The organism is Streptomyces sp. NPDC030222, from assembly GCF_055573115.1.
Genome location: NZ_JBVICA010000004.1, coordinates 373,353 through 386,864 on the forward strand (window position 1 = coordinate 373,353; position 13,512 = coordinate 386,864).

Annotated in this window: 10 protein-coding genes; all 10 read right to left on the reverse strand. The window is 73.4% G+C overall.

Annotated elements, in window-relative coordinates; all coding sequences use genetic code 11:
- Window positions 1-57 precede the first annotated feature (57 nt).
- Window positions 58-2,508: a SpoIIE family protein phosphatase gene (locus tag ACZ4Z5_RS08635; protein WP_468258593.1), complete on the reverse strand. Its 2,451-nt coding sequence runs from the start codon at window positions 2,506-2,508 to the stop codon at window positions 58-60.
- Between the two features lie 2 nt (window positions 2,509-2,510).
- Window positions 2,511-4,646, reverse strand: a complete 2,136-nt coding sequence (locus tag ACZ4Z5_RS08640) for a SpoIIE family protein phosphatase (RefSeq protein ID WP_468258596.1) — start codon at window positions 4,644-4,646, stop codon at window positions 2,511-2,513.
- A gap of 159 nt (window positions 4,647-4,805) precedes the next feature.
- Entirely contained in the window at window positions 4,806-5,105 is a 300-nt protein-coding gene (locus ACZ4Z5_RS08645; RefSeq protein ID WP_468258599.1) for a hypothetical protein, read from the reverse strand.
- A 127-nt stretch (window positions 5,106-5,232) separates the two neighbouring features.
- Window positions 5,233-6,417, reverse strand: coding sequence for a vWA domain-containing protein (locus ACZ4Z5_RS08650; protein WP_468258601.1), 1,185 nt, complete (start codon window positions 6,415-6,417; stop codon window positions 5,233-5,235).
- Between the two features lie 10 nt (window positions 6,418-6,427).
- Complete coding sequence (locus ACZ4Z5_RS08655; RefSeq protein ID WP_468258604.1) at window positions 6,428-7,624, reverse strand: AAA family ATPase; 1,197 nt, start codon at window positions 7,622-7,624, stop codon at window positions 6,428-6,430.
- A complete protein-coding gene (locus ACZ4Z5_RS08660) occupies window positions 7,621-9,414 on the reverse strand; it encodes an ankyrin repeat domain-containing protein (protein WP_468258607.1) in 1,794 nt (597 codons plus the stop codon). The genes ACZ4Z5_RS08655 and ACZ4Z5_RS08660 overlap by 4 nt, the downstream gene beginning before the upstream one ends.
- Window positions 9,411-10,544 carry a leucine-rich repeat domain-containing protein gene (locus ACZ4Z5_RS08665; protein WP_468258609.1) on the reverse strand — a complete coding sequence of 378 codons (1,134 nt, stop codon included), beginning with the start codon at window positions 10,542-10,544 and terminating at the stop codon, window positions 9,411-9,413. The genes ACZ4Z5_RS08660 and ACZ4Z5_RS08665 overlap by 4 nt, the downstream gene beginning before the upstream one ends.
- 329 nt (window positions 10,545-10,873) lie before the next feature.
- Entirely contained in the window at window positions 10,874-11,863 is a 990-nt protein-coding gene (gene hypE / locus ACZ4Z5_RS08670) for a hydrogenase expression/formation protein HypE (RefSeq protein ID WP_468258767.1), read from the reverse strand.
- Window positions 11,864-11,960: 97 nt separating this feature from the next.
- Entirely contained in the window at window positions 11,961-13,094 is a 1,134-nt protein-coding gene (hypD, locus tag ACZ4Z5_RS08675; protein WP_468258612.1) for a hydrogenase formation protein HypD, read from the reverse strand.
- A complete protein-coding gene (locus ACZ4Z5_RS08680; RefSeq protein WP_468258613.1) occupies window positions 13,091-13,402 on the reverse strand; it encodes a HypC/HybG/HupF family hydrogenase formation chaperone in 312 nt (103 codons plus the stop codon). The genes hypD and ACZ4Z5_RS08680 overlap by 4 nt, the downstream gene beginning before the upstream one ends.
- Window positions 13,403-13,512 lie beyond the last annotated feature (110 nt).

Consider the following 13,512-nt stretch of genomic DNA (forward strand, 5'->3'; position numbering starts at 1 on the left):
GCGCTTCAGGTCCCTTCGGAAGAAGTGCAGTTGCCCGGATACGGAAAGGCGCCGCATTCACAACAGCCTTGAGCGCGGCAACGGTTGCTCGGTCCAGATGGTCTTGCCCTCGCGGCCGTAGCGGGTGCCCCAGCGCTCGGTCAGCTGGGCCACCAGGAACAGTCCGCGGCCGCCCTCGTCGGTGGTGCGGGCCCGGCGCAGGTGCGGCGAGGTGCTGCTGCCGTCGGACACCTCGCAGATGAGGTGACGGTCGCGGATGAGGCGGAGGCCGACCGGGCCGCCGCCGTACCGGTAGGCGTTGGTGACCAGTTCGCTGACGATCAGTTCCGTGGTGAACGCCATCTCGTCGAGACCCCATTCGGCGAGCCGCTCCGCCGTCAGCGTCCGGGCCCGCGCGGCGGCGGTGGGCTCCGCGGGCAGCTCCCACGCCGCCACCTTCTCCGCTTCCAGCACCCTGGTGCGGGCGACGAGCAGCGCCACGTCGTCGGCGACGTCGTCGGTCGGCCGGTTCTCCAGCAGCGCGTGGGCCACCGCGACGCAGGTCGCCTCCGGTGAGCCGGAGGAGTGGCCCAGCGCGGCGCACAGATCCGCCAGGTTCTCGTCGACGTCCCGCTTCCGGGCCCGGACGAGGCCGTCGGTGTACAGGGCGAGGACGCTGCCCTCGGCCAGCTCCAGCTCGGCCGACTCGAAGGGCAGCCCGCCCAGGCCGAGGGGCGGTCCTGCGGGCACCTCGTCGAGGAGCTCCACCTGTCCGCCGGGGGTCACCAGGGCGGGGGGCGGATGCCCGGCCCGGGCGAAGGAGCAGAGCCGCGACGCCGGGTCGTAGACCGCGTACAGGCAGGTGGCTCCGACGACCTGGGACAGCCACTCGCCGGTCGACTCCTGTTCGGCGGCCAGCCGGTCCACGAGGTCGTCGAGGTGGGAGAGGACCTCGTCCGGGGTGAGGTCGAGGTTGGCCAGGGTGTGCACGGCCGTGCGCAGCCGGCCCATGGTCGCCGCGGCGTGGATGCCCCGGCCGACCACGTCGCCGACGACGAGGGCGACGCGCAGCCCGGAGAGCGGAATGACGTCGAACCAGTCGCCGCCCACACCGGCCGTGCTGTCGGCCGGCAGGTAGCGGTGGGCGATGTCGACCGCCGGGTGCGTGGGGACATCGTGTGGCAGCAGGCTGTGCTGGAGGGTGAGCGCGGTGCCGTGCTGCTGGGTGTAGCGGCGGGCGTTGTCGATGCAGACCGCGGCGCGGGAGGCGAACTCCTCGGCGAGGGTGAGGTCGTCCTCCTCGAACGGCTCGTTCCGCTGCCAGCGCCAGAGACTGAGCAGGCCGAGCACCAGGCCCCGGGCGACGAGGGGGGCCACCATCAGCGCGGGACTGCCCAGGCTGAGAACGCGTTCGGCGCGTTCCGGATCGCGGGCGAGCCAGCCGATGAGGCCCTTCCCCTCCATGTCGTAGACGGGGCGGCGTTCGGCGAGGCACCGGGCCTGGAGGCTCTCCGGCGGGACCTCGATCGTCCGGCCCACCTCGTACATCATCTCCGTCCTGTCCGGCAGGATGCTGCGGAGGGCCGCCCGGCGTACGGTGCCCAGGGTCTCCCCGGTGGGTTCCTCGCCGCGTGCGACCGGTTCCAGGAGGTCGACGGAGACGCAGTCGGCGAGGTCGGGGACCGCGACCTCGGCCAGCTCACGCGCCGTGGTGGCCACGTCGAGCGTGGTCCCGATGTGCGCGCTGGCCTCGTTGAGCAGGGCCAGCCGACGGCGGGCACGGTAGCGGTCGGTCACGTCCTCGACTGTCTGGGCCACCCCGAGCACCCGCCCGGCGGCGTCCTCGATACGGAACGCCGACGCGGTGACGACGAGTTCCTGGCCGGGGTCCCGCCGCAGCCGGCACAGCTGCTCGGCGAGGAACGAGGACCGGCCGGTGTCCAGTACCTCCCGCAGCTGGCGGTCCACGGTGTCGGAGTCGTGCTGGATGAGGAAGTCCCCTGCACGGAAGCCGCGGTGGAGTTCGGCCGGGATCTGGCTCCACTTGGCGATCGCCCGGTTCACCCGAAGGATGCGCAGGTCGGGCCCGAAGACGGACAGTCCGATCGGGGAGCGGCGGAACAGCCCGTCGAGGACGGACCGGTCGGTCTCCCACTGGACGACCTGTTCCGCGGGGGCTCCGACGACGAACCACTCGGTGTGGGGCCCGCCCCTGACGATCTCCCGGGCCCGGCACCCCAGCTCCACCCGGTCCCCGGTGCGGCTCCGCAGCGGTACGATCCCGAACCATCCCTGCTCGTGCACGCACGCGTCGACCGCTTCCATCACGACGTCGTAGTCACCGGGAGCGACCAGGACACCCACTGCCGGCCGGCCGACGATCTCCTCGGCCGGGTAGCCGAGCAGTCTCTCGGCCCGCTCGCTCCAGCCGACGATCCTCCCGTGGTCGTCGAGCACCGCCGAGGCCGCGTTCCGCAGCGCGAACGGGTCGTCCGGTCCCTCGCTGAAGGTTGTCACCGGTGTGTCCATCGCTACCAGCCCTGGCCCTGCAAGGTCCCGGTCGGACGGTGCAGACGGCGTCGTCGGGAACGTTCTTCCACCGTATCCAGTGGACGCCGGGTTCGGGCGAGGAGCACGGCGACGTCGTCCTGGGCCACGGACGGCAGCAGCCGGCCGAGAATGCCGTCACAGATCTCCTCGAGCGGGTCGTCCAGGTGCCGCAGCGCCTGGGCGAGCTGATGCATGCCCTGGTCGAGGTCCCGGTCGCGGGCCTCGATGAGGCCGTCGGTGTACAGGACCAGCAGGCTGCCCGGGGGCAGCGGCACGTACTCGGTCGGGAAGTCCTGGCCGCCCGCGCCGAGCGGCGTCCCCGGCGGGCCGTCCAGGAAGCCGATCGCTCCGGTGGCGTCGGCGAGTGCCGGGGGCGGATGGCCGGCCCGGGCGACCACGCAGCCGCCGCTGTCCGGGTCGTGGACCGCGTAGACGCAGGTTGCCATCTCGTTCTCCCCCAGGTCGGCTACCGCGGCGTCGAGGGAGCAGAGCATCCGGTCGGGCGGCACGTCGTGCCTGGCGAGGGTGCGCACGGCCGTGCGCAGCTGGCCCATCACGGCCGCCGCGTGGACGCCGTGTCCCATGACGTCCCCGATGACCAGTCCGGTCCTGCCCCCGGGGAGAGCGATGACGTCGAACCAGTCGCCGCCGACCTCGTGGTCGCTGGCCGGCAGGTAGCGTCCGGTGAGTTCCAGACCCGTCACCTCGGGCAGCATGTTGTTGGTGAGGCTGCGCTGCAGGGTGAGGGCGGCCTCGCGCTGGCTGGTGTACATACGGGCGTTGTCGATGTTCAGGGCGGCGCGGGCGAGCAGTTCGTCGATGAGCACGCAGTCCTGTTCGTCGAAGGGCTCGCGGCCGCGGAGCCGGGTCAGGGCGACGGCTCCCAGCACCGTGCCGCGGGCGACCAGCGGGACCAGTCGCGCGGATCCGATGCGGCTGCTGAGGTACCGGCGCAGCGGTTCCGCCTCCGGTGCGGTGATCAGCGCCGGGATGTCGGACCGGTAGAGGTTCATCGGGCGCCCTTCGGTGACGACGCGCTCGTACACCGAACCGATCGGGATCTGGAAGGTCTGTCCCGCCGCCAGCTTCGCGGTGGGGGCGGACGGATCGGGGAACGCGGCCGCCATGCGGCGTACCACGCCCTGGGTGGAGGCCGTGGCCTCGTCCGGGCCGAGCACTTCCTCCAGCAGCTGTACGTCGGCCGAGTCGGCGAGCCGGGGCACCAGCACCTGCACCACTTCCTCGGCGGTCCGCCGCAGGTCGAGGGTGGTCCCGATGCGGGTGCCGGCCTCGGCCAGCAGTGCGAAGCGCTGCCGTGCCCGCTCGACCTGGACCTGCGCCTGCTGGCCGTCGGTGATGTCGATCAGGGAGGCGACCAGGCCCAGGCTGCCGCCCGCGCTGTCGACCAGCGGGGCGAAGGAGCAGGACCAGGTCCGGTCGTGGTCCGGGTCGGCCGGGGTGCGGCCGACGCCCCGGATGTCGACCACCGCCCTGCCGCGGTCCAGCACATGCTGCATCACCGTCTCCAGCACCGTGGCGTTCACCCCCGGCAGGACCTCGGTGGGCCGCCGTCCCGTGTGGTCCTCGGCGGCGACGCCGTTCATCTGCGCCAGTGCGTCGTTGACCCGCAGGTAGCGCAGGTCGGGGCCGAGCATGGCCAGGCCGATCGGGGACTGGGCGAACAGGCCTTCGAGGGCTGCCAGCGAGTCCCGCATGCGCAGGACCGCCGAGGTCTCCACGGCGATGACCAGGTGGCCCGGCCGGCCGAGGTGGTCCAGTGCCGGGCAGATCCACATCTCCATGTGCACCAGGTGCCCGTCGCGGTGCCGGACCGGGAGGGTCCCGACGACCGCCTCGCCCGCGGCCACCTTCTCCGACAGCTGACGGGCCAGTTCCCAGTTGCGTTCGGGGACCAGGAGCGGGACGCCGTCCCGGCCGAGGACCTGCTCCGGGAGGTAGCCGAGCAGGTCCTGGGCGGCGAGCGACCATTCGATGATGTTCCCCGCGGCGTCCGACCTCCACAGGGCGATGGGCAGCAGTTCCCGGAGCACACCCGCGTACCCGACCGCCGAGAGGGGCTGGTCCGGCGCATGGCTCGTCGACTCGTGCGTGTCCAAGGCAACGACCTCACCCTGGGGCCGGTGGATCCGGACTGTTCCGCTGGAATACCTGACAAATCACACTATCCGAGGCGTACTGGCACGGGCGAGCGGAGGGGACTCCGCCGTCACCGCCCTCCCCCGGCAGCCGTCGGAGAGGGGGTGCGGGTGGCGCCGTCACTGCTGGAGGTGGCTGAATCCGACCTCGAAGCGTTCCACGGAGACGATCCGCTGACCCTCCCTGCGCGCGGTCTCCTCGCGGATGCGGCCGGCCTGTTCCTCGCTGGCCCGCATCGTCTCCTCGTCCTCCCACAGGGTCAGCGACACGGCCTTTCCCGAGGCGCGGTCGACGAGGTAGTAGACGCCCATGAATCCGGGGGCGCCCTGGACCTGCCGGACGACCGCTTCGGAGATGCGGGAAAGATCACCGTGCGCCGGCACGGGCGACCCCTGGTAGACGCTCAGTCTCGCGAACATCGCAGCACCCCTTCCTCGCGGCGCTGGGCCGGACGGTGGATGTGCCCATGGCCCAGCGTGCCCCGGCGGGGCGCGGGCCGCATATCGACGCCGGTGCCGGTCGCCGCCGCGGGTGGGGCGGCGGCCCTCAGGCGTCGATGTGCACCGTCTCGACCCAGTTCGGCGGCGCCGGGGCCTGGGCACCGATCAGGGCGGCGATGAGCCGGCAGGACGGTGTCTCGTCCGGCCACGGGGTGTATCCGTCGGTGAGGACGATGACGATGTTCGGACGGTCGTGCGACGCGAGCGCGGCGTCGATGCCGACGCGCATGTCGGTGCCGCCACCGCCGGCCAGCTCGATCTGCCCGGCGGCCGTCACCCGGGAGACCGCGTGCACGTCGGCGTCACAGGCCAGCACGGACACGCGGTTCCCGCGCACCCCGACCTCGCGCAGCACCCCGGTGACCTCGCCCAGGGCCGCCGCGAGCTCCGCCTCGCCCATCGACCCCGAGGTGTCGACGACCACGGCCACCCGCGGCAGCGGCCGGCGCAGGGACGGCAGCACCACTCCGCGCAGCGCCGGGGTGCGGCGGGAGGGACGGCGGTAGGTGTAGTCGATCGCACCGCCGGCCCATGCGGCGGCTTCCCGGACCGCGCCGGAGAGCGCCTGCCGCCAGTCCACCGTGGGCTCCAGGGTCTCGTCCGCCCAGCGCTGCCAGCCCGCGGGGAGGGTGCCGCGCATGCGCCGGTGGGCGCGCATAGCCTCGGCGGTCTGCCGCCGCAGCGCCTCCGCCTCGACCGGTCCGAGCCGCGAGGCACCGGTGGAATCGCCGAGTTCCCAGGGCGCCGGTCCGCCGTGGGCGCCGGAGCCGCAGTCGTGTGACCGTACGTGCGGCGGCAGTTGGGCGAGGTACGTCTCGAAGAGCTGCCCGGTCTCCAGTCCGAACAGGCGGGGCTCCATCCGGCCGGAGGGCAGCAGCAGTCCGTCGGCGAGCAGATCGTCGTTGATCTCGCAGTCCTGGGCGACGTTGACCCGGTGCGGGTCCCGCTGGTCCGCGGCGGGCAGCCGGCCGGCCCGTCCGTGGTGGTCGCGCAGCAGGTGCGCGGCCTCGTGCACCCAGACTCCGGCGAGTTCCGCGACGGGCGTCGCGTCGACGAACGCGGGCGAAACATAGCAGCGCCAGTGCCTGTCGACGCCCATGGTGGGGACGCCGGACGACGGTACGACCGTCAGCGCGTACAGCGCGGATGCGAGATAGGGCCGGTCGCTCGCCGCCCGGTACCGGGCGGCGAGCAGCTTGGTCATGTCCAGGGCGTCCCGGGATTCGGCCATGCCGGGAACCTCAACCGCCGCCGGGCAGGGCCCCGGACAGCTGCAGCAGGTCCAGGAAGCCGTCGATGCCGCTCGGCACGGGCCAGTCGGTGTCGCGCAGGGATGCGAGGTCCACGGCCGCACGGGCCGCCACATCGGGGACGCCCGCGTCGACGGCCTTCGCGAGCACGGCCCAGCCGGCCTCCCAGCGGCTCCGGGTGAGGTCGCTCTGTATCGCGGAGACCACCGCGATGAGGAACGCCAGCTGCCGGTCGCCCCGTTCGGGGAGCGCGAAGGCGTCCGGGTCGGCGAGGACCCGGTCGGGGTCCGGCAGATCGAGGTGCTCCAGGTAGGAGACCAGCTCGATGCCCGCGCCGTCGCCGACGGCGCCGGTCAGCGCAGAGGCCAGCGCCTCGGGTCCGGCGCCGGTGGCGTATCCGGCCGCGAGCAGACGCAGCGCCATCTCCCAGGTCCGCGGCGAGGGCCAGGCCCGGCCGCGGCTCTCCGCGTCGGCCGGGATGTGGTGCACCAGACCGGGCCTGGCGGTGAGGAAGCCGGAGATCGCGCCACGGGCCCGGGCGACCGCGCCGGGCACCTTGCCGGGATCGACGACCGGCACGGTCATCGTCGGCCAGGTGCCGGCCATACCGCGCGCGACCGTCCGGGGGTCGTGCGTCCAGTGGAGATGGACGAAACGGTTGGCCAGCGGCGGGCTGAGGTGCCAGCCGTCGGCGGCGCTCGACGGGGGGTTGGCGGCGGCGACGATACGCACCGCCTCCGGCAGCACCAGGCTGCCCACCCTGCGTTCCAGCACCACACGCAGCAGCGCCGCCTGCACCGCGGGCGGGGCCGAGGACAGCTCGTCGAAGAAGAGCAGGCCGTGTCCGGTGCGGGCGAGCCGCACGGCCCAGTCCGGCGGCGCCATCGGCACCCCTGTGGTGGCCGGGTCGTCACCGACGATCGGCAGGCCCGCGAAGTCGGACGGCTCGTGCACGCTGGCGATGACGGTCTCCAGCGTGAGGCCGAGGCCGGCGGCGAGCTGCTCCATGCCGGCCGACTTGCCGATGCCCGGCTCGCCCCAGAGCAGGACGGGCTGATTGGCCGTCACGGCGAGGGCCAGCGCCGCCAGCCGGGGGTTCGCGGCATGCTCCGTGCGGAAGGCCCTGAGTCTGCCGTTGAGGTCGTCCGCCGCGGCCAGCGGCGCGGGGACGCCGTGCATGGCGCTCATTTGTCCTCGTCCTCCCCCTCGCCGTTCCCGGCTTCCGACCAGCCGTCGTCCGCTTCGTCCTCCTCCAGTTCCTCCATCCATTCGTCCCACCAGTCGGCGCCGACGTCCGGATGCTCCGTCCGTACCCGCTCCGCGAGGAAGGCCAGGTCGGTCCGCTTGTACTTGCGGATCACCTGTGCCAGGGACAGTTCCATCCCGTCGACCACGTCGATCCGGGCACCCGCCTCGATCAGCGCCTCCACGAGGGCCGTGGAGCCGCCGTCGTGCACCGCCACGTACAGCGGGGTGCGATCGCGGTGGTCCCGGGCCTCGATGTCCGGTCCCGCCGTCAGGAGCCGGGGCAGCAGCAGCTCGTGGTCGAGCAGATGCAGGACGTGCAGCAGGGTGCGCCGGCCGCCGTCCCGGACATGCGGGTCGACGCCCGCGTCCAGCAGGTCCAGCACTCCCGGGGTGTCGCCGTGCTGCGCCCGCAGGAACACCTCCTGCCGCTGCTCGCGCAGCGCCCTCGGCAGTCTGCCGGTTCCCGAGGTGCAGCTCTGCTGCACGGCGAAGCAGCCCGCGACGGCTCCGCCGAAGGCGCGCATGGCGCGCTCGCGCTGCTGCTCCTCCTCGCTGTGGGGCATGTGGAGCGTGCCGCCCCGGAAGACCACCTCGTGCCACTCGCCGCGGCACCTGACCGGGACGGGCACCGGGGCCGCCGGGCCGGGCGGCCCCGCGGAGCCGTCGGCGACCGTGAGGGCGGGGAACAGCGCCGCGGTCACCAGCGGGTGCAGATGCTCCGGCGCGACGCCGCCGGCCCGCAGCAGGTCGAGGTCCGGAAGGCGGCGCCACAGGGCCTCGGGCAGTACGACGGCGCCCTTCGCCTGCTCGCCCGTGACGACGCGGGCCCGCAGCCCGCCGCGCGGACCGCGGCCGGCCGGCTCCAGGAGCACGGAGCTCCGCCAACCACGCGGGATCCGGAACCGGTCGGCGACGCCGGCCTCCACGAGGCGTCCGATCTCCGCCTCCAGGCACGGGAGGTCCAGGGGGAGTCCCTCGAGGACCTCCTCCGGATCCACCCGGTACCACCCCGAGTCCTCCGTGATGGTCAGGTCCAGTTCGATGCCGGCGGCAGCGAAGGCCTCCGCCGTCTCGCCCTTCTCCTGGAGCAGCGTGACCCATTCGGCGTGCGCGGCCGGGTCGTCCTCGCCGGGACGGGCCGTGGGCAGTTCGTGCGGTGCCCGCGGGGTGCCGTCGGCGTGGAAGAACGGCGCCCTCGCCCCGCCGCCGCACCGTTCGCGCAGCTCACCGGCCCGCCGGGCGTCCCAGAGGTGCCGCAGCATCGCCCAGCCCTCGGGCAGATGGTCATCGGCGAGCGGTCCGCACGACAGGGTGATCCGCTGCGGTCCGTCGGTCATCGGGGGCGTGGTGACGTAGAGGTACGGCGCACCGGGGCGGCCGGCTGCCCGGCCCGGGGGTCCGTAGTCGGCGAGGACGACGGTGCGGTCGGTGGCGAGGGTCGTCCGCCCGCCCAGGATCCGGGGCAGGTGCCAGCGCACCAGATCCGGGGCGAGATGGCGCAGGTCGTCCTCGACGGCGGCGGCGACCTCCGTGCCGTACCGCACGGAGAGTTCCCGGAGTTCGAAGTCGACGTCGACGTTCGCGGTGGCGCAGGCAGCACGCCAGTCCCCGGCCAGCCGGTGCGCGGTCGCCCGCTCGATCATCCACCGGGGGACGGCGTAACGGCGGATCCGCCGCAGGCTCGCCGCCTCGTCCGGCGGGAGGCTGCGAAGCCCGGTCCGGGTTCTCAACGGTAGACACTTCCTATCGCGCGCAGATCGGTGTGCGTCCGGCCGGCCGGGCGCAGCCGCAGGGCGAAGGACCGCTTGACCTTGCGGGGCAGGCCCGGCCCCAGTCCCACGTACTCCAGGTGCGAGTCGTTCCCGACGGCCGCCAGGAGGGTCTTGGCGCCGCGCCCGGTGAGGCCGGTGTGGCACAGCTCCAGGCGGCGCAGCGGGCTGCCGGGCAGTGCCTCGGCCAGTGCGAGGGCTCCGGCGTCGCCGGTGACGTTGGCCGGGGCTCCGAGGCTGCGCTCGGAGGGCGGGCGTCCCAGGTCGAGCGACTCGATGCCGTGGAGGGCACCGGCCAGCGCGCGTGCGCCGGCGGGGCCGATGCCGTTGCCTCCCAGTCCGAGGCGCACCGGGCGCGCGGGGTCCGCGGCGGCCGCGAGGACGGCGGCGCCCTCGTCCCCCAGGTGGTTCGCGGGGAGGTACAGCTCCCGCACGCCCGCCTCCCGGATCAGGGCGGCGAGGAGGGGCGCGGCGTCGGCGCCCAGGCCGTTGCCGCCGAGGAAGAGGCGTTCCACCGGCCGGGTCCGCCGGGTGAGCACGGCGAGCAGCGCGTCGATGCCGTCGGCGGTGATCCCGCTGTTCACCAGATCGAGCGTGCGGAGCGCGGTGTTGTGGCGGAGCATCACGGCCAGGGCACGGACGCCCTCGTCACCGACGGGGTTCCGCTTGAGCCACACGGCGCGAACGGTGTCGTCCGACGCGAGTGACTCGGCGAGCGCGGCGGCGCCGCCGGGGCCGATGCGGTTGCAGCCGAGGTAGAGGGTGTGCAGGCCGTGGCCCGCCACGAGGGCGTCGGCGACGGTCCGGGCTCCGTCGTCCCCGATGGCGTTGGTGCCGAGCAGCACGTGCACGGCGTGCGGGGACGCGGCGGCGGCCGGCATCAGCCTTGCGGCTCCCGCCGGGCCGAGGCCCTGCTTGCACAGGTCGACCCGGCCGTCCGCGCGGAGGGTGCCGACCGGGAAGGTCTCGTCGGCCTCGACGGGCGCCGCGGACCCGAGCCGGGTCACCAACGGGTCCAGGCCCGCGGGGTCGACGGCCGGGATGTCCGGGTGCTCGATCGCGGGGCAGCGTACGGGCGTCGGCTGCGTCATCACCACTCCACCGGTCCTGCGCCGGTGGCCGGTCTGCCGGGTGCGGCCTCGGCCCCCGCCCGTCCAGGCCGAATCGACGCCACCGACTCTCCTCACGACAAGAAGTGGCAAGGCCGGTCGGATTCGAACCGACGTCCTCCAGCTTGATGCTAGGGCGCGACGACCTCTGCGCTACAGCCTTGCCGCACGAGATCATAGCGCCTCCCGCCCGGTTGTCGATCACTTGTTCCCGGAAATGGAGGCAGGGGGTCCGGGAAGCGGAGGAGCGTGTCGGGAAGACGAGGCGTCCCGCGGCGGCCGGCTCGCGACCGCCGCCGGTTGACGGCGGCTCAGCAGATCCGCGGCAGCTGCTCGCCGAGCGGAAGGTCGACGACACGGGTGCCGCCCAGGCCCGTCCGGGCCACCACCATTCCGGGGTGTTCGGCCACGCACTCCCCGATCACCGCGGCGCCGGCGCCCAGGGTGTGGGCCCGCATCGCGGCCAGGACCGCGTCGGCCTCCGCCCTCGGGACGAAGGCGACCAGCCGGCCCTCGTTGGCCACGTACAGCGGGTCGAGGCCCAGGAACCCGCAGGCGTTGGCGACCGCTTCGGGTACGGGCACGTTCCGTTCGACGAGTACGACGCCGGCGCCCGAGGCGGCCGCGATCTCGTTGAGCGCGGTGCCGAGCCCGCCGCGCGTGGGGTCGCGCAGCACGTGCAGATCGCGGGTGACGGCCAGCATCGCCTCCACCAGGCCGGCCAGCGGCGCGGTGTCGCTGACCACGTCCACCCCGAACTCCAGGCCCTCGCGCACGCTCATGACGGCGACGCCGTGCATGCCGATGGGGCCGCTGACGATGACCACGTCTCCCGGTACGGCCCGTTGGGGACGGATGTCGACGCCGTCCGGGACGATCCCGATCCCCGAGGTGTTCACATAGACGCCGTCGCCGTGTCCAGACTCCACGACCTTGGTGTCGCCGGTGACGACGGAGACGCCCGCGGCCGCTGCGGCGGTCCCCATGGCCTCCGCCACCGTGCCCACGACGGAGAGGTCGACGCCCTCCTCGAGGATGAAGGCGCAGGAGAGGTAGGCGGCACGGGCACCGCTCATCGCGAGGTCGTTCACCGTCCCGTTGACCGCCAGGTCCCCGATGCTGCCACCGGGGAAGAACAGCGGCTGCACCACGTACGAGTCGGTGGAGAACGCGAGCCGTGCGCCGGCCAGCGGCACCACGGCCGAGTCGCCGAGGCCCGCCAGGGTCTCGTTGCCGTAGGCGGGGGCGAAGACGTGGCGGGTGAGTTCGGCGGACAGCGCCCCTCCCCCGCCGTGACCCATCACGATCACCGGATGGTCGCGCAGCGGCGCGGGACAGGACCAGGCCGCGGGATCCACCGGGGCGGGCGGCTGCCCGATGCGCGTTTCCGTCAGGGTCTCAGCCAACGGTGGTCGCCTCCTCGGCGGGTACGGGCCGCGCCGGGGCTTCCAGGCGCCGGTAGAGGTAGTAGGCCGCGCAGGCGCCCTCGCTGGACACCATGGTGGCGCCGAGCGGGGTGCGCGGAGTGCAAACGGTGCCGAAGGCCTCGCACTCGTGCGGCTTGATCAGTCCCTGGAGCACCTCGCCGCTGCGGCAGGCACCCGGTTCGCAGGTACGCATCCAGGACACGTCGAAGCGCTGCTCGGCGTCGAACTCCCGGAACGCCTCCGAGAGTCGCCAACCGCTGTCCGGGATGACCCCGATGCCGCGCCAGGCGCGGTCGGTGACCTCGAAGACCTCCTCGATCATGCGCAGGGCCATCGGGTTGCCGTCCTCGCGCACGGCACGCCGGTAGGCGTTGTCGACCCGGTGCTCGCCGCGTTCCAGCTGGTGGACGGTGCGGCGGATGCCCTCCAGGATGTCCAGCGGTTCGAAGCCGGTCACCACGATCGGGACCCGGTGCCGTTCGGCCAGCTCGGGGTACTCGGACGTGCCCATCACACTGCACACGTGGCCCGCCGCGAGGAACGCCTGCACCCGGCAGTGCGGAGCGCTCATGATGGCCTCGATGGCGGGCGGGACCCGGACGTGCGAGACGAGCAGGCTGAAGTTGCGGACGCCGAGGCGGCGTGCCTCGTGCACGGTCATCGCGTTGGCCGGGGCGGTCGTCTCGAACCCGATGCCGAAGAACACGACCTGGCGTTCGGGATGGCGGCGTGCGATGTCGAGGGCGTCCATCGGCGAGTACACCACCCGTACGTCCCCGCCCTCGCTGCGCACCCGGAACAGGTCGCGGCCGGTGCCGGGCACCCGCAGCATGTCGCCGAACGAGCAGAAGACCACGTCCGGCCGGGCGGCGATCTCCAGAGCCTTGTCGATCATCTCCAGGGGGGTGACGCACACCGGGCAGCCGGGGCCGTGGATCAGTTCGATGGTCTCGGGCAGCAGCTGGTCGATGCCGTGCCGGATGATCGAGTGGGTCTGGCCGCCGCAGACCTCCATCATCGCCCAGGGGCGGGTGGCCGTGGCGTGGATGTCGTCGAGCAGTCTGCGGGCGAGTGCGGGGTCGTTGAACTCGTCGATGTACTTCACCGCGGTCCCTCCTGTGGGTCCGTCACCGCGCCGACGCCCGCCTCCGCGGCGGCGCGGCTCCAGGGGTCGCCGAACTCCTCCTCCAGCAGCCCCAGTTCCTCGAACAGGCGGAGCGACGCCATGGCCGACTCCTCGTCGAGGCGTTGCAGGGCGAAACCGACATGGACGATCACGTACTCGCCCACCTCCGCCTCCGGCACATAGGCGAGGCAGACGTCCTTCACCACCCCGCCGAAGTCGACGCGCGCCATGCGCGTGCCGTCCCGGTCTCCTACCTCGACCACCTTGCCGGGCACCGCCAGGCACATGGTGCTTCTCCGTTCGTCCGTAGGTCCGTTGGTCCTGGGTGCGTTCGTCCGTAGGTGCGTTCGTCCGCCGCTGCGTCTGCCGTCCGCCCGTGGTCCTCCGTCCCGGCCGG

Coding starts and splice junctions, on each gene's coding strand:
- ACZ4Z5_RS08635 (WP_468258593.1), bottom strand. CDS start 2,508: ATGGACACACCGGTGACAACCTTCAGCGAGGGACCGGACGACCCGTTC.
- ACZ4Z5_RS08645 (WP_468258599.1), bottom strand. CDS start 5,105: ATGTTCGCGAGACTGAGCGTCTACCAGGGGTCGCCCGTGCCGGCGCAC.
- ACZ4Z5_RS08650 (WP_468258601.1), bottom strand. CDS start 6,417: ATGGCCGAATCCCGGGACGCCCTGGACATGACCAAGCTGCTCGCCGCC.
- ACZ4Z5_RS08655 (WP_468258604.1), bottom strand. CDS start 7,624: ATGAGCGCCATGCACGGCGTCCCCGCGCCGCTGGCCGCGGCGGACGAC.
- ACZ4Z5_RS08665 (WP_468258609.1), bottom strand. CDS start 10,544: ATGACGCAGCCGACGCCCGTACGCTGCCCCGCGATCGAGCACCCGGAC.
- hypE (WP_468258767.1), bottom strand. CDS start 11,863: ATGGGTCACGGCGGGGGAGGGGCGCTGTCCGCCGAACTCACCCGCCAC.
- ACZ4Z5_RS08680 (WP_468258613.1), bottom strand. CDS start 13,402: ATGTGCCTGGCGGTGCCCGGCAAGGTGGTCGAGGTAGGAGACCGGGAC.